The organism is Gottfriedia sp. ABJ_BB2_2, from assembly GCF_055484705.1.
Map to the genome: position 1 here is coordinate 449,943 of NZ_JBVFKR010000001.1, position 21,207 is coordinate 471,149.

Annotated in this window: 18 protein-coding genes, 1 pseudogene and 1 other annotated feature; of the genes and pseudogenes, 1 reads left to right on the top strand and 18 read right to left on the bottom strand. The window is 33.6% G+C overall.

Annotation, left to right across the window (positions count from 1 at the left end):
• Positions 1 to 42 precede the first annotated feature (42 nt).
• The 16 genes and pseudogenes from ACX6U0_RS02415 to ilvE form a co-directional block, all read right to left on the bottom strand.
• A complete protein-coding gene (locus ACX6U0_RS02415; RefSeq protein ID WP_464958415.1) occupies positions 43 to 906 on the bottom strand; it encodes a DegV family protein in 864 nt (287 codons plus the stop codon).
• A gap of 213 nt (positions 907 to 1,119) precedes the next feature.
• Positions 1,120 to 1,974, bottom strand: a complete 855-nt coding sequence (locus ACX6U0_RS02420; protein ID WP_464958416.1) for a DegV family protein — start codon at positions 1,972 to 1,974, stop codon at positions 1,120 to 1,122.
• A gap of 401 nt (positions 1,975 to 2,375) precedes the next feature.
• On the bottom strand, positions 2,376 to 2,852 hold the full coding sequence (locus ACX6U0_RS02425; RefSeq protein WP_464958417.1) for a DinB family protein: 477 nt from the start codon (positions 2,850 to 2,852) through the stop codon (positions 2,376 to 2,378).
• A gap of 167 nt (positions 2,853 to 3,019) precedes the next feature.
• Positions 3,020 to 3,655 carry an FMN-dependent NADH-azoreductase gene (locus ACX6U0_RS02430; protein WP_464958418.1) on the bottom strand — a complete coding sequence of 212 codons (636 nt, stop codon included), beginning with the start codon at positions 3,653 to 3,655 and terminating at the stop codon, positions 3,020 to 3,022.
• A 360-nt stretch (positions 3,656 to 4,015) separates the two neighbouring features.
• On the bottom strand, positions 4,016 to 5,113 hold the full coding sequence (locus tag ACX6U0_RS02435; RefSeq protein ID WP_464958419.1) for a GerAB/ArcD/ProY family transporter: 1,098 nt from the start codon (positions 5,111 to 5,113) through the stop codon (positions 4,016 to 4,018).
• On the bottom strand, positions 5,113 to 6,195 hold the full coding sequence (locus ACX6U0_RS02440; protein ID WP_464958420.1) for a Ger(x)C family spore germination protein: 1,083 nt from the start codon (positions 6,193 to 6,195) through the stop codon (positions 5,113 to 5,115). Before ACX6U0_RS02440 ends, ACX6U0_RS02435 begins: the two co-directional genes overlap by 1 nt.
• Positions 6,185 to 7,699 carry a spore germination protein gene (locus ACX6U0_RS02445; protein WP_464958421.1) on the bottom strand — a complete coding sequence of 505 codons (1,515 nt, stop codon included), beginning with the start codon at positions 7,697 to 7,699 and terminating at the stop codon, positions 6,185 to 6,187. The genes ACX6U0_RS02440 and ACX6U0_RS02445 overlap by 11 nt, the downstream gene beginning before the upstream one ends.
• A gap of 173 nt (positions 7,700 to 7,872) precedes the next feature.
• Positions 7,873 to 8,448 carry a 3-isopropylmalate dehydratase small subunit gene (leuD, locus tag ACX6U0_RS02450; protein WP_464958422.1) on the bottom strand — a complete coding sequence of 192 codons (576 nt, stop codon included), beginning with the start codon at positions 8,446 to 8,448 and terminating at the stop codon, positions 7,873 to 7,875.
• A complete protein-coding gene (gene leuC, locus ACX6U0_RS02455) occupies positions 8,426 to 9,820 on the bottom strand; it encodes a 3-isopropylmalate dehydratase large subunit (protein WP_464958423.1) in 1,395 nt (464 codons plus the stop codon). Before leuC ends, leuD begins: the two co-directional genes overlap by 23 nt.
• On the bottom strand, positions 9,817 to 10,884 hold the full coding sequence (gene leuB / locus ACX6U0_RS02460) for a 3-isopropylmalate dehydrogenase (protein ID WP_464958424.1): 1,068 nt from the start codon (positions 10,882 to 10,884) through the stop codon (positions 9,817 to 9,819). Before leuB ends, leuC begins: the two co-directional genes overlap by 4 nt.
• A 29-nt stretch (positions 10,885 to 10,913) precedes the next feature.
• Positions 10,914 to 12,047 (bottom strand): annotated as a pseudogene (locus tag ACX6U0_RS02465) (2-isopropylmalate synthase); the annotation flags it as partial.
• A gap of 4 nt (positions 12,048 to 12,051) precedes the next feature.
• Positions 12,052 to 13,062: a ketol-acid reductoisomerase gene (gene ilvC / locus ACX6U0_RS02470; RefSeq protein WP_464958425.1), complete on the bottom strand. Its 1,011-nt coding sequence runs from the start codon at positions 13,060 to 13,062 to the stop codon at positions 12,052 to 12,054.
• A gap of 53 nt (positions 13,063 to 13,115) precedes the next feature.
• Positions 13,116 to 13,631, bottom strand: coding sequence for an acetolactate synthase small subunit (gene ilvN, locus ACX6U0_RS02475; protein ID WP_087998177.1), 516 nt, complete (start codon positions 13,629 to 13,631; stop codon positions 13,116 to 13,118).
• Complete coding sequence (gene ilvB / locus ACX6U0_RS02480; protein WP_464958426.1) at positions 13,631 to 15,334, bottom strand: acetolactate synthase large subunit; 1,704 nt, start codon at positions 15,332 to 15,334, stop codon at positions 13,631 to 13,633. The genes ilvN and ilvB overlap by 1 nt, the downstream gene beginning before the upstream one ends.
• A 76-nt stretch (positions 15,335 to 15,410) precedes the next feature.
• Positions 15,411 to 15,647, bottom strand: a binding site (T-box leader).
• Positions 15,647 to 17,314: a dihydroxy-acid dehydratase gene (ilvD, locus tag ACX6U0_RS02485; protein ID WP_464958427.1), complete on the bottom strand. Its 1,668-nt coding sequence runs from the start codon at positions 17,312 to 17,314 to the stop codon at positions 15,647 to 15,649. Its footprint overlaps the feature before it by 1 nt.
• A 6-nt stretch (positions 17,315 to 17,320) precedes the next feature.
• The gene (gene ilvE / locus ACX6U0_RS02490) at positions 17,321 to 18,211 is read right to left on the bottom strand and encodes a branched-chain-amino-acid transaminase (protein WP_464958428.1); all 891 of its coding nucleotides are present in this window, start codon (positions 18,209 to 18,211) and stop codon (positions 17,321 to 17,323) included.
• 262 nt (positions 18,212 to 18,473) lie between these two features.
• Between ilvE and ACX6U0_RS02495 the strand changes: the two genes are divergently transcribed.
• Positions 18,474 to 18,665, top strand: coding sequence for a hypothetical protein (locus tag ACX6U0_RS02495; protein ID WP_087998181.1), 192 nt, complete (start codon positions 18,474 to 18,476; stop codon positions 18,663 to 18,665).
• 72 nt (positions 18,666 to 18,737) lie between these two features.
• On the opposite strand, the gene ACX6U0_RS02500 is transcribed toward ACX6U0_RS02495, so the two are convergent.
• Positions 18,738 to 20,264, bottom strand: a complete 1,527-nt coding sequence (locus ACX6U0_RS02500; RefSeq protein ID WP_464958429.1) for an ABC transporter permease/substrate-binding protein — start codon at positions 20,262 to 20,264, stop codon at positions 18,738 to 18,740.
• On the bottom strand, positions 20,261 to 21,019 hold the full coding sequence (locus ACX6U0_RS02505; RefSeq protein WP_464958430.1) for an ATP-binding cassette domain-containing protein: 759 nt from the start codon (positions 21,017 to 21,019) through the stop codon (positions 20,261 to 20,263). The genes ACX6U0_RS02500 and ACX6U0_RS02505 overlap by 4 nt, the downstream gene beginning before the upstream one ends.
• Between the last annotated feature and the right edge of the window lie 188 nt (positions 21,020 to 21,207).

A 21,207-nucleotide genomic window follows, 5' to 3' on the forward strand; every position in this document is an offset into this window, starting at 1 on the left:
TACGTTTTCTTTACCATCTTATCAAATAGTCGGACGAAAGTTTCATGCAAAGTCTTTATTTAAGAAAAAAACGGCAAGTGTTCCAGGACCTGCATGTGCACCAACTGTTGCACCAATTGTTGTTATGACAAAATCCTCACAACCATAACGTTCTTTAATCATATTCTTTAACAAGTTTGCACCTTCAATATTATTTCCATGAGTAATCCCGATTAATTGATTTTGCAGATCACCGCCTCGTTCTTCCATAATTGAAACAAGACGTTCCTTCGCTTTCTTTGTACCTCTAGCTTTTTCGATTGGTGTTAGGATTCCTTCTTTTAAATGCAATACTGGCTTTATATTTAGCAAACCACCTATAAATCCTTGGAACTTACTAACACGACCACCTCTTACAAAATATTGTAGATCTTCAACAGTTACAATATGTTCCATATGTCTTGAAGCCATTACAGCATAATCAATAATCACATGTTTAGTAGCATTTTCTTGTGCCATTTTTGCAACCTCAATCACAACCAAACCTTGGCCTAGTGCACCACATTTAGTATCGATAATATCAATATCCCATTCTGGATATTCTTCTAACAATTCATTTTTTACTAAAACCATTGATTGATGAGTTCCTGATAGTTCAGAAGTTAAAGATAGATGTACTACTGGAATATTTAATTTAGCATACTTTTCAAAAGTTGAACGAATGGATTCATATGACGGTAAAGATGTTTTAAAAACTTTTCCTTCCTTCATTTCATTTAGTAGCCTCTCTGGTTCAAGTGTTACACCATCAAAGTACTCATTACCCTCTTCATCAAACACCCTAATTGGTATCACATCGATGTCATATTGTTCGTAAAGCTCTTTCGTTAAATCAGCAGCACTATCCGTAATAATCTTTACTTTCATTATAGAACCCCTTTAACATATTATTTATACCTTATATTATTACATGGTACTAAAAGTGTTGCAAACTTATTTTGGTTTTCATTTCATTCGTTTTAGTACGGTAATTGAAATTTCTAATTATGCCATAAAAAAATGCTCAAATATAGACTGAGCATCCATTACAGTAAATGAAATTTTCTAACAGCATGTAGCATTTTAGATATTAGTAAAATACTATTTGGATAAAAAGAATATCCCTAATGCACTCGGACCTGTATGTACTCCAACTGCTGAACCAACTGAATTGATCATTAGGTTTTGGTTACCTATCGATTTCTGTAATTGGTCTATAAAATTTACCACTAACTCATCCCGATCTCCATAAACAATACCGACTACTTCATCTTGATTGTCACTTTTTCGAAGTTTCATAATTTCAATGATTCGATTCAGTGCTTTTTTCCGACCACGAACTTTTTCTAATGGTTTAAATTTCCCCTCTGCTACTTCCATGATTGGATTGATATTTAACATGCCTCCAAAGAATCCCGCAAATTTTCCAATTCTTCCACCTCTGATTAAGTACTGCAAATCTTCTAAAGTGAAAATATGATTTATTTTTTGAATCTTTTCATGTAATTTACGAATGACTTCATCTAGAGAATTTCCATTTTGAATATTTTTTAGCAAATCCACTACTAAAACCCCGATTCCTAAAGAAACTGATCGTGAATCTATTACTTCTATTATTGCATTTGGATATTTTTCTAAAATATCTAATTTTACTACCTGGGCAAAATTATAAGTTCCCGATAAATCACCAGAACACGCTAAATAGATCGTTGCATTTCCTTCTTCACAATTTTGACTCAGTGCTTCGTATATTGACTCATAAGAGGGTAATGATGACGAAAAGCGCTCTCCATTTTTCATTCGTGATAAGAGTTCTGTAGGTTTTAAAGTGATTCGATCTGTATACTCTGTTTCTAATTCATCGTAAATCCTCAGAGGAATGACTGTTATATCATTTTGCTGTGCCAATTCCTCAGGTAAATCTGCCGAACTATCAACAATTACATGAATGTTCATTGTAAACCCCTCTCAATTAAACAATGATTTTATTTAAATATTATTGGTATAGCAGGTGAAATATTCAATAGAAAACGGCTAAAATAAATTAAAAGTGGAATTGCTCTTTATTAGAAACTCTTTAAAAAATATTGTTGAGAGTCGTAGGCTTATTAACTTTTTCATGGTAGGTCTAGAACCTTTAATAAAGATTGATAAAATTAAATTAGAAATTCTTTTAAATATTTAACTAATTCTTATTGTAATAAAGATATATTGATTGATAAATAATCTACTTCTAAATACATTCGTTTATTGATATAAAAAAAGGTAAAATCACTTCTATTTTAGAAGAGATCTTACCTTTCTAATTAACAAAACTTTCGATAACATCTGTTAAAGTGAATTTTCAACTGTAGTTGTTACTGAGACAATATTTTTTTATAAACTGATATGATACCGCAATGTAATCCTTCATGATACATATTATAACGGAGTAACTGTTCCGGATTATTTAAACCAAGTCCTATTGAAGTCATAAGAGTTGGTGTACTTTCATTTAAGCGACCAGTTAGCGCCTCACGAATTCTAACCCATTGTTCCCTCAAAAGACTCTCAAGCTCTGGTAACGTTGGTAATGGAACCGACTTGTCTATTTCATCTAATGGCGACTTTCCATTTGGAAAGCGATCTACAAACCCTTCCGGCAGATTCATAGGAAGATTTAATTTTAAAAACGCCAAGAATTCAGTTACAGTATAAATGTGACCAAGCTGCCAACGGATGTTATTGCGGAAACCAGTTGGAATTTGATCAGCTAACTCTTCTGTTATGCCCTCCATAATTTTTAATGTCTCAGTTCTGATAGCTTCTAAATCGTCAAAAAGAATTTTTTCCATTTATATTGCTCCTCTACTTTTTTATCAATTTTAGTAATTATCTTGTTTTCAAACATATTACAACATTACTTTTCAAATTATTGCTTAATCATATTGTTTACAAATACTGACCGTTTAAATTTACTCTTGAAAAGTTTAGTAGTCTGCTTTTGAATATTACATGTTAATCAATTGACAAAACGCTTTGCTGCTTCCTCAGCTTCATGGTAAGCATTTGCTAAGATCTCTTCTTCATTTAACAAAGCGGTACCTTGTGCTCTTATAAGCTGATAATCCTCTACTCCCAAGAAGTTAAACATAGATTTTAAATACTTATGGGCAAAATCAACATCTGTATACCAGTCATTATTCGTATAAATCGCACCACTTGCTTGGATAACCAATAATTTACGATCATCATACAATAATCCCACAGAACCAGATTCTGTATATTTAAATGTCTCACGTGCAATCATAATATTATCCATATAATCCTTTAATTTAGATGGAATATTAAAATTATGAAGAGGCATAGCAATGACATATTGCTTTATATCTTTAAATTGCTTTAATATTTCACTCATTCGATCTATTTTTATCTTCTCTTGCTCATTAATTGGTGTTGCTTCTCTTAGCTTACCCCAAGCAGATAAAACTGTTGCATCTACCATAGGGATATCATCGTTGTATAAATTTACTTGTTCAATTTCAACAGTAGGTTCCATACTTTTAAGTTTTTCCTTGAAGTAATCTAACAATTTCAAACTAATGGCTTCTTTAGAATTGAAATCAGGATGTGCATTTATTATTAGTACTCTGCTCATTAATTATGTCACCTCGTGTTGTTTTTGATTAATTAACGACTATATTTATCGCCGATTAACCTTATCTATAATATAAGCTCTACTTTTATTAATGTCAACGAAAATTTAGGTGATTTGTCTTAGGAAAGTTTCCCTTCTATATATTGTTTTGATTGCCATATAGAGTTTACATCCATTACCAAAACTAAGTTATTATTAACACAGACAATTAAATTTAATACAAATGAACATTACCCATTAATAAAAAAACAAGTAGCAAAATTCTACTTGTTTTTTTATTATTCATTAAAATAAATTAAACAAACTGGAGACTAACTCAAATAAATACAGATTATTTCAAATATTGCACACATTTAACTATTAACCTATTTTGCTTTTTATAAACCCGTTTTTAATTAATTTTATAACCAAAAGAAGTGGTATATAAATATAAATAAAGTAAAATCCTACATTTCCATTAAAATTTGCAAGTTTGTCTACACTTTCAAATTCCTTTAAACTAATCGAAGTGACGCCAATTAGAAAAAGAAAAACTCCTATTGATACTTTTGGTTTGATTGCAAATGTTCGTTTAGCTATTCTAGAGCATGACCATAACGATAAACACATTGGAGGTAAAATTACTAACAACCATATAAATATAAAGATATATTCAAACCTTTCCACAAATGAAAATTGTACGATTTTTACCATCATTAAAGTGGCCCAAGGAATATGTTGTAATACCTCTTGATTAAAATATAGAAATGATACGAACGTGATAATTAAATAAATAAAAAGTGAATAAAAAGTTCCAATGTGTGCCCACTTAGGAACTTTACTTGAACCTTTCAAAAAAGGAAAATACATTAATATCCATTCAAAACCAAGAAAAAGCATGAAGGAAGCTTTTGCTGATTGCAATAGATCCTTAATTGAATGACTAAAAGCAGGTAGTAAATAAGTAAAATCCATATGCTTCATTGGAAAATATATTAAACCAAATAAAAAAGAAGGTATAATAACTCCCCAAAAACTAAAACCTGCTATATTACGAAAACCATTTGATACGATATAATAAAGTGTTAAACCCAAAATAATGCTTAGTTGCCAAGTTTTTATTGTTGGATATACCCATTCTTGAATGATTTCTATGTAAGTTCGGAAAATGGTTAAATTCGATAACAAAAAATAAATTAGTACTAATAAAGACAATATATTACCTAATATCTTTCCAAAACAATAATGGTGAACAGCAACTAAATCATTATTGTTTTCATCCAATAACTTAAAAATAATAAAAAGTACAATATGAATAGAAACTCCGGTCATTATTAAAGAAATCCATGCATCCTGTTGAGCATTTTTACTAATTATCGATTGATAATTTAAAAGACCTACACTAGTTTGTGAAGCATGAATTAAAAAGAATGTGAAAAAAGTTGATACTTGAAATTGTTCTTTTACCTTGACGCCCACTATTTTCCCACACCAACTTGTCTAAAAATAATTTTTGTTTGTACTTCAAAATTTAATTTAGGATATATATTTTGATAGAAGTTATCTTCATTCCAACCCTTTTGTTTAATTCTATAAATTCTTCCAATTCCTAAAGGATCAACTTTATTTTTTTGGAACGACTTTAATAGATGTTCTGCTTCTCTAGAAATCGAATACTGTATATTATTTTTTAATGAATTAAAATCACTTTTATTTTGTAAGTCAATCCATTCAGGTAGTTCCTCAATTCTTATATTTAATACTAATTTTAGTTTTACCTTTTCAATATTTTTATTGCGAATAATATGTTTATTGTGTTTACCATAAAGAGTCTCGAATCCAAAATTTGTTTTATGCCCGTTCATGTTCAAATTGAACTCATATTTTCCATTTTTGTTTCTATCAGACATAAACTTTAGTAATAATGCTTCTTTGTCAGATATCATATATTGCAATTTATCCTTTTTAAAAATTGCAATACCATCAACGAAAATCTTTCCTTTTGGATCAAGATTTAGAGTAGGAAAATACATGTCTATCCCACTACCATAATGCTGATCAAACATAGTATGAAGGTCAATATTTGGAATTCCGCCATTTTCAATACTATTATCGATTATATTTTTCAAGTAGACAGGGCTTTCTTTAAGTGATGTTTCTAGTAATTTATCTAATGACCCTCTAGAAACGGCTATTCTAATAACACCTATTTTGGGATCCTTACAGACTGAGTCTAATAATTGTGATATACCAGATTTACTCAGTTTTTCACTTAACAACATTACCCTGACTTGTCCCATTTCTAAATGGCTTTGTATTTTAGCTGCTAGCTTACCTTTTAATGAAGAAGTGTTCTTTGCATATGCTGTTATTAGAGTAGGTTTATTTACTTCAGTATAGTTTGGGAATACAACACTTGCCTTTATCAAACCTTTTTCTCGATCAAATCCTACATTATGCATTAAAGAAACTTCATCGACAATACTTCTTGGTATACAACCTGAAAGCAGAAGAAGAGATAATAGAACACAAAACATTTTAACACTTGTGTTACTCCTCATTTATATCACTCTTTTTCTTATTTTTTTTAGGTTTATATCTTAAATTTTTATCAGTTTTTAAATATTCTGCCCTTTCATTTATCATGCTATAAGGCGGTCTAATAAAACTATCTTTAAAGCTATTTACTCGAAAAGGGTGTAATGGAACCATATAAGGTGTCCCAAAAGACTTTAATCTGAACAAGTGGCTCAGCATGATGGTAATTCCTAGAATAATACCTAATCCTCCTAGAATTGCGGAAAGTATGATAAAAGGAAACCGTAACAATCTAATTGTATTCGACATCGTTATGGTTGGTGTAGTAAAAGAAGCTAATGCAGAAAGTGCAATAATGATTAGCAAAACATTACTAGTAAGAGATGCCGCCACAGCTGCTTGACCAATTACAATGCCACCAACGATCCCCAAAGTTTGTCCAATCTTTGTTGGCAATCGAGCACCTGCCTCTCTTAACAGTTCAATTGTTACTTCTAAAAATATAACTTCCAACAAAGGCGGAAATGGTACATTTGCTCTAGAAGAAATTAGTGGACCTAATAAATCAATTGGAATCATTTCGTAATGAAAAGTTACTACGGCAACATAAAATGATGAAGAAAAAATTGAAAAGAAAATACCAAGTATTCGTATTAAACGAAATAACGAACCAATAATCCAGTTGTAATAGTAATCTTCTGAAGAGATAAAGAAATCGAGAATTGTTGATGGACCAGATATCGCGTATGGTGAACCATCACAAAATATTGCAACCTGACCACTGGAAATAGTATAAGTTATTCTATCTAACCTCTCTGAAGACAAATAAATTGGAAAAGGCGTATTAGAATTATCGCTAATAATTTGTTCTAAAACTGTTGTATCCCAAACTATATCAAAATCTATTCCTTTCAGTCTTTTTTTCACCGTTTCTATATGTTTTTTATTTGTTATCCCATCAAGATAAACAATCATTACTCTTGTTTTTGACATTGTACCAAGGACTATTTCTTCGGTAACAAGTAAAGGGGATTTTATTTTCCTGCGTAGTAAACTAATGTTTGTGTCTAAGTTTTCTACAAAACCGAGTTTAGGACCGGTAACACTAAATTCATTTTCTGATTCATTAAATTGTCTAAGACCAATTAATTGATTACTTATATTTAGTAAGATACAATCTTCTATTTTATCTTCAAATTTTAGTAATACATAACCATTATGTATCTTATCCTCTATTTCTTTTACATCGCTAGTCTTAACAACCTCTTCAAGGGGAAGTTGCCTATAAAATTTATCTTTGTCTAATTTTTTTTCTAGATTGTTTTCATATTTATCAATGTATGGAAGTAAAATTTTTTGCATAGTATTATGATCAATTAATGTATTAAAGTATGAAATAGAAAGTGAAGAACCAAAAACTATTTTTTTTATTTCTGTAAAGTCATTCGATTTTTTAGCACTTGTGATTACATCTGTAAGAGTTTGATGGTTAACTATAGGATTTTGATTATTATTTTTCTTAAACATTCATATTACTCCCTATATTTGTTATCAGTTAGTATACTTAATATAAAAAAATGTATTCGAATACATATTCATACTTTTATTAATGGTTTGTGTTCTAAAATGAATCAATACCGCGTCTAAAAAACACAAAAAAAAGACAAAACACTTTCCTAAGAAAATGTTTTGTCTTTACTTTATACTCTAACCGATTCATATTGTTCGATTTTATCTTCAAATTGCATTGTAATGGCAATATCATCTAAACCATTAAGCAATTTATCCTTCCAAACGGAATCAATTGTGAATTCATAGTTGCCAAATGGCGTTTTCACTAACTGATGTTCAAGGTCAATTTCAATTTCTTGATCCCCTTTTAATGTGACAAGTTTTTGACGAATAGTATCATCTAATACAATTGGAAGCATGCCATTTTTTATGCAATTATTATAAAAGATATCTGCAAAACTACCAGCAATAACGATGGTAAAGCCATAATCATTTAGAGCCCAAGGCGCGTGTTCCCTAGAGGAGCCACAGCCAAAATTATGTCCACTAATTAATATTGTCGCTGTCTTTCTTTCTTCATTATTTAATACAAACGTTTTATTAGGGCTACGATCGTCATGATATCGCCACTCGTCAAACAAGAATTCTCCAAATCCTGTCCGCTCGATTCGCTTTAAGTATTGTTTTGGTATAATTTGGTCAGTATCGATATTATCTAACATAATTGATACAGTGGTTCCTTTATGCGTACGTAACGGTTTCATTTGTTTGCTCCTTTCGAATGTCAATAAAATGACCATGTACTGCGGCAGCAGCAGCCATGACTGGACTTACTAAATGGGTTCTTGCCCCTTTTCCTTGTCTTCCTTCAAAGTTACGATTTGAAGTAGAAGCACAGTGCTCTCCAGCAGGTACTTGATCTGGATTCATTGCTAAACACATTGAACAACCAGCTTCTCTCCATTCAAATCCTGCTTCAATAAAGATCGTATGCAAGCCTTGCTTCATTGCAGCGTTTCGTACTTGTTTAGACCCTGGTACGACTAAAGCACGTACGTTTGAATTAACCTTTTTTCCTTTAATATAAGCAGCCGCTTCTTCTAAATCTGATAATCTTGAATTTGTACAAGAACCAATAAAGACATGTTGTACTGGAATCTCTTTTGGTGTTATTTCAGGCTGTAAGCCCATATATTCATATGCTCTCTCATCGTTTTCATCCTTAATTGAAGGAAGAGCTCCATCAATTCTAACTCCCATACCAGGATTTGTTCCCCATGTTACATAAGGTGCAAGTGAAGATACGTCAACAAAGATCTCTTTATCGAAATTTGCGCCTTTGTCAGTAAATAGTTTTTTCCATTCAACCAATCTTTCATTATATGAATCAACTGTATATCTTCTATCTTTTAAATATTCAAATGTCTTTTGATCTGGTGCGACAAGCCCTGCTTTTGCTCCACCTTCAATTGCCATGTTACATAATGTCATTCGCTCTTCCATTGACATATTGGAAATTGCTTCACCATAAAACTCAATAACATGCCCTGTACCCATTGAAACGCCATAAGTCGCTAATAAATGTAGAATGATATCCTTCGCATAAACACCTTTTGGAAGATTTCCTTCTAAACATACACCCATCGATTTAGGTTTTACCTGCCATAAGGTTTGAGTAGCTAATACATGCTCTACTTCACTTGTACCAATACCGAATGCTAGTGCACCAAATGCACCATGTGTTGAAGTATGGCTATCACCACATACAATTGTTTTTCCAGGTTGCGTTAATCCAAGCTCTGGTCCAATTACGTGGACAATACCTTGTTCCTCATCAGTAATATCTGCTAGAGGAATATTAAATTCTTGGCAATTATTACGTAATGTATCCATTTGCTGCTTTGCAATCATATCAGTAATGACTAATTGATTTTCTGTTGGCACATTATGATCCATCGTTGCAAAAGTTAAATCAGGTCTTCTAACTTTACGGTTTGATAATCTTAACCCTTCGAATGCTTGTGGAGAAGTTACTTCATGAACTAAATGTAAATCGATATACAATAATTGTGGTTTACCTTCTTCACCAGTAACGATATGCTGTTCCCAAAGCTTATCAAATAACGTCTTTTTCATCGGTTAACTCCTCCTACTGCAAATGCTTCAATGTGTGAAATAACATGCTTCGTAAATTCAGTCGTTGTTGTATCTCCGCCTAAATCACTAGTTAAATAGCCGTTATTAAATGTTTTTACAATTGCTGATTCAATTGAATTCGACTCTTCAAATAAGTTAAAGTCACGTAACATCATCGATACAGATTTTAACATTGCAATTGGATTTGCTTTATTTAATCCCGCAATATCTGGAGCTGATCCATGGATTGGTTCATATAATGAAGGACCGCTTCCTGAACGGCTTGCTGATGGTAACATTCCTAAGGAACCAGTTATCATAGAAGCTTCATCACTTAAAATATCTCCAAATAAGTTTTCAGTAACAATTACATCAAATCGCTTTGGATTTCGGATAATTTCCATTGCTGCGGCATCTACTAAAACATGTTCAACTTCAACTTCTGGATGCTTACTACTCATTTCATTGACAATTTTTCGCCAAAGCTTACTAGATTCTAGTACATTTGCCTTATCTACAGATGTTAATTTCCCTTTTCTAGTTTTCGCTAAACTGAAAGCATATTCTACAATTCTTTCAATCTCATCCCTTGAATAAGATAATGTATCTGTTGCCTCATTTTCAGTATGGAAACGAGGTTCAGAAAAATAAATTCCACCTGTCAACTCACGTACAACTACAAAACTTACATCCTTTACTCGATCCGACTTTAACGGTGAGTAATTAATTAGCTCATCGTACACTTCTACTGGACGAATATTTGCAAATAAGTTTAATTCTTTCCTTAAACGAAGTAATCCACTTTCCGGTCGTTCAACTCCTTGGTCCCATTTAGGGCCACCGACAGCTGCAAGTAGTACAGCGTCGGCAGTTAAACAATTTTGTAAAGTTTTACTTGGTAAGGCTGTTCCTGTTTCATCAATTGCATGACCACCAAATAAGTTATGAGTAAATGTAAATTGATGATTAAATGTTTCAGCAATTTTATTTAACACCTCAATTGCTGAAGCCATAATTTCCGGACCTATTCCATCCCCTTCAAGACATGCAATGTTTACGTTCATTTTAAAACCTCCGTTTCACTCCATTTACTAATAATTCTCATCAAATCTTCATTGGTAATGTCTTTCTTTTTATCTGTTAATGCTTTAAATTGAATGAATGCTTCATTAATAATTTCTGTGGAAAATTCATAGCCAAGTTCTTTTAATCTATCAGTAAATGCATGGCGTCCTGAATGTTTTCCTAACACTAATGAATTTGTCGAAAGACCGATTAAAGATGGTGGGATAATTTCATATGTTGTTGGTTCTTTTAATACGCCATCTTGATGAATGCCTGATTCATGTGCAAATGCATTAGAACCTACAATCGCTTTATTTTTCTGGACAACCATACCAGTTAGACGACTAACAAGTTCACTTGTTTTCGTAATTTCATGTAAACGTAAATTGGTATTTTTTCGATATACATCTTCGCGAATATGTAGCGCGACTGCAATTTCTTCCAATGCAGCATTACCCGCTCTTTCCCCAATTCCGTTTACTGTACATTCTACTTGTTTTACCCCTGCCTGAATTGCAGCTAGAGAGTTTGCAACTGCCATACCAAGATCATCATGACAATGACATGAGAAGATTGCTTTGTCGTATGAAGGAACGTTTTCCTGTAAATATTTAAATAAATCATAGTACTCAGATGGATTTATATAACCTACCGTATCAGGAATATTAATCACATCTGCTCCTGCATTAATTGCAGTTTCAACAAATTCAGCAAGAAAAGCACGATCACTACGACATGCATCCTCTGCGGAAATTTGGACTTTTGGAAAGAAAGATTTTGCAAGTTGGACACAATGTTTAGCAGTCTCCAAAACTTCGCTTCTAGTCAAATTCAATTTATGTTTCATATGAATATCACTTGTCGCTAAGAAAATATGAAGTCTTGGTTCTGCAGCCTTTTTTAGGGCATCCCATGCTGTTCGAATATCTGAATCCTTAGCTCGAGAAAGGCTTGAGATGGAGACAGATCGAATCTGTCTCGCAATCTCTTGTACTCCTAAAAAATCACCTTCCGATGAAGCAGCAAAACCAGCCTCAATGATATCAACACCTAAAGCCTCGAGCTGTCTCGCAATTTCGAGCTTTTCAAATCGATTTAAATTAACCCCAGGAGATTGTTCGCCATCACGTAATGTTGTATCAAGAAACTGAATTTTACTCATAAAGTTATTTCACCTCGACTTTTTCTTTTCTTTGGATAAATGGCATCATTGCACGTAATTTTTCGCCTACTTCTTCTAATTGATGATGTTTTTCGCTTTCATTCACTTTATTAAATACAGGTCGACCATTTTTATTTTCATTAATCCATCCTTTTGCAAATGTCCCATCTTGAATTTCTGCTAGAATGTCTTTCATTGCTGCTTTTGACTCATCCGCTACTACTCTTGGTCCAGATACAAAGTCACCCCACTGTGCTGTATCCGAGATTGAGTAACGCATATAGCTCATGCCGCCTTCGTACATTAAGTCGACAATTAGTTTCAATTCATGTAAACACTCGAAATATGCAACCTCTGGCTGATATCCTGCTTCGACTAATGTTTCAAAACCAGATTTTACAAGTGACGTTACGCCACCACATAGAACTGCTTGTTCACCGAAAAGATCTGTTTCAGTTTCTTCTTTAAATGTTGTTTCAAGCACACCTGCTCTTGTTGATCCAATGCCATCAGCATAAGAAAGTGCAACTTCTTTCGCTTCTCCAGTTACATCTTGATAAACAGCAAATAATGCTGGTACAGCAGCACCGTCTACAAAAGTGCGTCGTACTAAATGTCCTGGACCTTTAGGTGCTACTAAGAATACATCTACATCTGCTGGTGGGACAATTTGATCAAAATGTACGTTAAACCCGTGTGCAAAAGCTAGTGCATTTCCACTTTGTAAATATGGAGCAATTTCATTTTCATAGACTGCTGGTTGATGCTCATCTGGTAGTAGAATCATTACTACATCCGCTACTTTTGCAGCCTCTGCAACTGTCGTAACATGTAAGCCATCATTTACTGCAGCGTCCCAAGACTTCCCAGGTCGACAACCAACTACTACTTTATGTCCATTTTCATGTAAATTTAGTGCATGCGCATGACCTTGTGAACCGTATCCAATTACTGCAACTGTTTTACCTACTAATACGTTTTGCTTTACATCCTCACCATAATAAACTTTAGCCATTTTCCATTACCTCCGAATAATTTTTTAGTTTTTTAGTTTTTTAGTTTTTATTTTTAATAAGAGAGTAGCTTTTGGGCATGCTCCTTATGTTTAGCAGATCTAGTAAATGCTGTTACGCCAGTTCGGGCGATTTCCTTCACCTCAAACGGTCTTAATAGCTCAATTAATGCTTCCACTTTTTCTGAGTTCCCTGTAACTTGAACAACAATTTGATCTCGACTTACATCAATAACTGAGGCTCGAAACGGTTCAATTAAGCTATAAATCTCATTTCTTGTATTAGCATTTGTACTAACTTTAATTAATGCTAATTCTCTAGCAATCACTGAATCTTCAGTTATATCAGCTACTTTTATCACATCAATTTGTTTATGAAGCTGCTTAATTAACTGTTCGACTTGCTGTAAATCTTCAACATGTACCACAAATGTAATTCTCGAAATATGATCTTGTTCTGTATGACCTACAGAAATGCTTTCAATATTAAATCTTCTTCTTGAGATCACACCAGTAATACGATTTAAAACACCACTGTTGTTTAGAACTGTTGAAGTAATCACACGTTTCATTATTTCACCCCTTCCATCTCATGTATTCCTTTACCTGGAGGAACCATCGGTGTGACAATTTCTCCTTGGTGGATTCGACAATCAATTAAAACTGGACCATCGTATTCAATCGCTTCTTTTAATCGTGTTTCCAATAAATCAGGCTTCGTAATTGTGATTCCTTTAATTCCATATGCCTCGGCAAGTTTCGCAAAATCAGGTTGGCAGTCGATTAGAGAACTAGAGAAGCGTTCATTATAAAAAGCAGATTGCCACTGTCTAACCATACCTAGTGCTGCATTATTTAGAATCAAGACTTTCACTGGTAAATTGTGTTCCTTCATAATACTTAGCTCCTGCAATGTCATTTGAAATCCAGCATCACCTACAATGGCAACAACCAATTCTTCTGGGTGGGCAAATTGTGCACCAATCGCAGCAGGTAAACCAAATCCCATCGTTCCAAGGCCACCTGATGTGATCCATTTATGTGGCTTTTCTAGTGGGTAATATTGTGCTGCCCACATTTGATGTTGCCCTACATCAGTTGAGATGATTGCATTTCCATTTGTCATTTTGTGTAAGTGTGATAAAACAGTTTGTGGTTTGATCACTTCATTGCTCTCTTCAAAATGATAAGGAAATGCTTCTTTTCTATTTTTTAATAAGTTCAACCATTCACGATGATTTTCTTTCCCACCTTTTTGCTTCAATAAGACCTTCAAAACCTCTTTCGCACAACCAACAATTGGAATGTTAGTAGTGATTACTTTATTGATTTCAGCAGGATCAATATCAATATGGGCAACAACTGCATTCTTGGCAAAATGATCTAAATTTCCTGTTAAACGGTCATCAAACCTAGCTCCAATATTGATGAGTAAGTCACTTTCATACATTGCCATATTCGCTGTATACGTACCGTGCATTCCTCCCATTCCTAGGAATAATTCTCCATTCGCTGGGTATCCGCCAAGTCCAAGTAAAGTATGGACGACTGGCAGATTATATTTTTCTATGAATTCAGTAAATTCTTTCGAAGCATCAGCATGTAAAATACCTGCTCCTGCTAAAACGACCGGTTTTTCTGCACTTTCAATCGCTTGTAGTAATTTTGTAATTTGAATAAAATTCGGCTCATATGTTGGCTGATAACCTGGTAAATTGACTTCAACTTTTTCTTTAAGTGAGCCTAACTCAACCATCATATTTTTAGGTAAGTCAACAACGACTGGGCCGGTTCTTCCTGTTGAAGCGATATGAAATGCTTCTTTAACGATTTGAGGTATATCTTCTACATTTCTAACTTGATAATTGTGTTTTGTAACTGGCATTGTAATACCGATGACATCAGCTTCTTGAAATGCATCTGTACCGATCACACTTGTTGCAACCTGACCAGTAAATACGACAAGCGGTAAAGAATCCATCATTGCATCTGCTAATCCTGTTACGACATTTGTTGCCCCAGGACCACTAGTTGCAATGACCACTCCAACTCGGCCACTCACTCTTGCATATCCTTCAGCTGCATGAATTGCACCTTGTTCATGCCTTGCTAAAATATGCACAATGTCAGCATCATAAAGTGCATCATATAGAGGTAAAACTGCACCTCCAGGATAACCAAAAATCAGCTCCACATTTTCTTCTTTTAGCGTTTCAATTAATAAATTTGCACCGGAAATTTGTTTTGGTAGAGTTTTCATCGAATGATGACTCATCTTCTTTTTCCCCTCCTAATTTTTCCTTTGTTTTTTCCAATAAAAAAAAGCCATGACTCCACACTTCAGCAGATGCTGAAGGGGCGAAAGACTTTTCGCGGTACCACCCTTCTTCTTAGGTTAAAATAACCTAACTTTGGGATTTTGGATAACCAAAATCTGGCGATAACGTTGCCAACGTCCAGACTTACTTAAAAATATTTCAGTCTGTCACTCAAGAGTGAGTTTCATTAGACAAGGTCATCGGTTCTCACCAGCCACCGACTCTCTGAAGATCCTTGACATAACTACTTTTCTCTTTCATTGCTTTCATTATATTTTTAAAATTCCACCTGTATTAGCGGATGTAACTAGCTTTGCATATCTTGCTAAATATCCTGTTTTTACTTTTGGTTCCGGGAGGATGAATGAATTCTTTCTTTCATCCAACTCTTCACTAGGTACTGATAAAGTTATACTTCTTGATAATAAATCAATGATAATTTCATCACCGTCTTTCACGTAAGCAATCGGACCACCTTCAGCTGCTTCCGGTGAAATATGACCAATTGCAATTCCTCTAGTTGCACCTGAAAATCTGCCATCAGTGATTAAAGCTACACTTGTGCCAAGCCCTCTACCAACAATTGATGAAGTAGGTGCAAGCATTTCGGGCATTCCTGGACCGCCTTTTGGTCCTTCATATCGAATGACAACAACATGACCTTCTTTTACAAGACCTTGATCAATTGCGTCAACTGCTTCATCATGTGAATCGAAACAAATCGCTTCTCCAATAAAAACTTGAATTGAAGGATCGACACCACCGACCTTAATAACTGATCCATTTGGAGCTAGATTTCCATGTAATATAGATAATCCACCAGTTTGACTATATGGATTTTCCTTTTTACGGATTACTTCACTATTTAAAATGAAAGCATCTTCTACATTTTCAAGTAATGATTTACCTGTGATTGTGATTCTTTCACTATGAATCGCACCAGGTATTGTTGTTAACTCTTTTATAATTGCTGGTACACCACCAGCTAAGTGAACATCATGCATTGAGTAATGCGATGCTGGACTAATTTTTGATAAATACGGTACTCTTCTAGCAACTTCATTAATGTCCTTCATGTCATACTCAATACCAGCTTCGTTTGCGATGGCCATTAAGTGAAGTACTGTGTTTGTTGAACCACCCATAGCCATATCTAATGCGAAAGCATCATCAATCGCTTCTTTTGTAATAATATCTCTTGGTTTAATATCATTTTTAACACAATCCATTAAATGAACTGCTGCTTCTCTAATTAAATCATGTCGTTCTTCACTAGTTGCTAGAATTGTTCCATTGTATGGGAGCGCTACACCAAGCATTTCCATAATGCAATTCATTGAGTTTGCTGTGAACATTCCAGAACATGATCCACATGTAGGACATGCAGACTTTTCAATATCCAATAGTTCTTCTACACTCATTTTTCCAGATTTAAATGCACCGACGCCTTCGAATACTGAAGCAAGTGATAGTGCTTTACCATCTTTTGATAAGCCACCAGCCATTGGACCACCTGATACGAAAACTGCTGGTACATTCGTTCGAACAGCTGCCATTAACATACCTGGTGTAATTTTATCGCAGTTTGGCATATAGAATACCCCATCGAACCAGTGTGCATTTACAACTGTTTCAGCTGCATCTGCTATGATTTCTCGACTTGGTAGAGAATATCTCATTCCGATATGTCCCATCGCGATGCCATCATCAACACCAATTGTATTAAATTCAAACGGTACACCACCAGCGTCTCTAATGGCCTTTTTTACTACATCTGCCATTTCTCTTAAATGAATATGACCTGGAACAATATCAATATATGAATTACATATAGCTATAAACGGTTTATGAAAATCTTCTTCTTTTACACCAGCAGCTAAAAGTAAGCTTCTATGTGGTGCTCGATCAATACCTTTTTTTATCATGTCACTTCGCAAATTGTATCACCCTTGTTTTACGTAAATTTTTTCTCCATCTTCTACTACTAATTGACGAAATGCTTTTAATAAACGATTTGTATGTGCTCCGGGTTTACCTGTTCCAATAACACGACCATCAACTTTAGAAACAGCAATTACTTCAGCCGCTGTACCTGTTAAAAATACTTCATCGGCTACATAAACATCATGTCTAGTAAATAACTTTTCTTCTACGATAAAACCTAATGTCTCACCTAATTCCATGATGGCATTTCTAGTAATTCCTTCTAAAGCACCTGCTGAGCTTGGTGGCGTCACTAGCTTATTTCCTTTGATTAAAAAGACATTATCTCCAGAACCTTCAGCTACATAGCCTTGATCATTTAACATCAGTGCTTCTTGCACACCAGCTAGTTTTGCTTCAATTTTTACTAATATATTATTTAAGTAGTTTAATGATTTAATTTGAGGATTTAACACATCACTTCTATTTCTTCTAGTAGGTACAGTAACAATATCAATTCCATTTTCATATAGTTCATCTGGAAATAAAGATAATTGTTCTGCGATTATAACTAGATTTGGTTTTGGACAAGAGTCAGGATCTAAACCGAGGTTTCCCTCTCCTCTTGAAACGACGAGTCGAATATATCCACTATGTAAATTATTACGATTAACTGTTTCAACGATAATCTCAGTTAATTCTTCAATGGAATACGGGATCGTTAGCAAAATAGATTTCGCAGATTCATATAATCGAACTAAATGCTCTCTTAAGCGAAATACATTTCCTTCATAAACTCGTATTCCTTCAAATACTCCATCTCCATATAGATACCCGTGATCATATACAGATACTTTTGCTTCATGTTTTTGTACAAACTCACCGTTTAAATAAATCTGTTGGGCTGTCACGTTAAATCCTCCTAAAGTAGAGTTAAAATTATTAGTACTTACTTTATGCCAATCCAATAAATTAATCAACAAGTTTTTAGAAAATTTAAAATTCATAAATTATTCACAAATGGTACAAATACTGGTATATCAACAATGAAAACCTTTACATTTTTTTAAAATAATTTTTCGACAAAAAACTACCCTTGAAACTATGAGAGAAATAATTTATTATAGGTTTACTTTATACAGAATTTTCAGTTAATTAACGGAGGGATAAAAAATGGCTACTTTACACATTAACGGAACGATCAATGAAATCAATGAAGTATTAAAGGTAATGAGTAATCATTTTGATTTTCAAATGAAAAATCAAAAATCACCTACAAACGACTTTTTTGTTGAAACATCATCTAAAGAATGGGAGATTGATTCCTTTGTCAGTGAAATGTTAACTGGAGCTTATAATGATTAATAAGTAATTTTTCCTATATCATCATAATAAAAAAGGGATGTTCATTATTGAACATCCCCTTTTTCAAATCAATTATTGTAATAATCCTTCATTCTTTAAGAACTCTTTCGCAACACTTACTGCAGTTTTTCCATCTACATTTACTTGATAATTCATGTTTCTCATCTCATCATCACTAATTCTATTTTGTAATTTATTTAGTACTTTTTCAATCATTGGATACTTTTCAATTGTTTCACTTCTAACTAGTGGTGCACATTGATACGGCGGAAACAATTCTTTATCATCTTTTAATACTTTCATATCATAACTATCTAACTCACTATCTGTAGAATAAGCATCAATAATTGAAATTTCACCTGATTGAATTGCTTGATAGCGTAATTTTGGTTCCATTGTCTTTAAATTTGGCAAATTTAATCCGTACAGCTTCTTTAAACCGAGATAACCATCTTCACGATCTGAAAATTCTAATGTAAACCCAGCTTTTAATTGGTTCGCATATTTTACCGCATCAGATATTGTCTCTATTCCATTCTGATTGGCTACTTTTGTTGGCATTGCTAAAGCATAAGTGTCGTTAAATTTCATCGGTTCTAAATAAGTCATTTGATATTTTTTAGCTAAACCATTTTTAGACTGTTCATAAACTTCACTGGCATTTTTACTAACAGCATTTTCTTTCAAAAACGTCGATACTACAGTACCTGTATATTCAGGGTATATGTCGATATCTCCATTTTTCAGCGCATTAAAAACAAAAGTAGTTTTTCCGAAATTAGGCTTTACTTCAACTTTTAAATTTGTTTCATTTTCAATCATTAACTTATACATGTTCATGATAATCTCAGGTTCTGCTCCTAATTTACCCGCTATCACAATATCCGTTTTATTCCAAGCTTGGATCGTGATTGGAGAGATACATAATGCTAAAATGATAAAACCAGTTGTAACCATTCGTAATGAAAAACTTTTGAAGCTTGATTTTTCTAATAGTTTTAATAAGAAATCAAAGATTATCGCTAAGAAGGCTGCTGGAATCGCACCAATTATTATTAAATTCATATCGTTCCGATCAATACCGAGTAATATCAAACTACCTAATCCACCTGCCCCAATGAGTGCAGCGATCGTTGCAGTTCCAACGATTAAGACCATTGAAGTACGTACACCTGCCATAATAACAGGTAATGCTAATGGTAACTCCACTTTTACGAGTTTTTGAGAATTCTTCATTCCCAGTCCAGTAGCAGCCTCCAATAAAATTGGATCAATCTCCTTGATACCGGTATATGTATTCCGTAAAATTGGTAAAAGTGCGTATATACTTAATGCAATGACAGCCGGAATTTTTCCAATACCAACTAACGGAATTAATATTCCTAATAAAGCTAAGGAAGGAATTGTTTGGATGATCGCTGTACTGCCAATTACGTATTCCGATAAAACTTGCTTTCTTGATAAATAAATACCAAGTGGGACAGCAATTACAATCGCAATCATTAATGACAAAAGAGATAATTGAACGTGTTCAAACAAAGCTGTCACTAATTGCTCTTTCCTATTTCCAAAGGTATTCAAAAATGAAGTGAGAATCATAGTGATATTCCACCTTCCACTACATTCTTTTCCCTATACCGTCGTATAAATTGTTCAACAAGTTGATTTTTGGGTTGATTGATCAATTCTTCCTTTGTCCCAATTTGCACAAGTTCACCATTAAACATGATACCAATTCGATCTCCAATATAAAATGCCTCATCCAAATCATGTGTAACGAATAAAATTGTTTTCTTAATTTTTTCTTTTAATAACTTTAAATCCTTTTGTAATAGTTCACGTGTCAGCGGGTCTAAAGCACTGAAAGGTTCATCCATTAATAACACACTCGGATCTGCAGCCAACGCTCTTGCAACCCCTACTCTTTGTTGTTGCCCCCCTGATAAGTCTGCAACAGATCTTTGCTTAAATTCCTCAGGTACTAAATTTACTAATTTCAATAATTCGTCGACCCGCTCTTTAATCCGATTTTTATCCCACTTTTTTAACTGAGGTACAATCGAAATATTTTCTTCAACAGTAAAATGTGGAAACAATGCGATTTGTTGCATCACGTAGCCGAAGTCTCTTCTTAATTCATACACATCGGATTCAATTATATTTTCATTATTAAACAAAATCACACCTTCAGTTGGATTCAGTAATCTGTTTAATAATTTAACTGTCGTCGTTTTGCCACAACCACTTGGGCCAATTAATACTACGCATTCTCCCTTTTCGATCGTAAACGATAAGTCTGAAACTGCATATTTACCATTTGAATGTTTAAAGGATATCTCTTGAAATTCAATCATTGTTGTCCTCCCAAACTTTATACTTACTAAATATATAGTTTATGGACAAGTTTACTTATGCTACTTATCCATAAAAATAGGACATAGTAACATAAATTTTAAAATCTATTGAATATTAATTGAATTTTTTTATTTTAGTATAGTAATTGGAAAATATATTTGATAGAATGAAATCTACTTTTTATTTG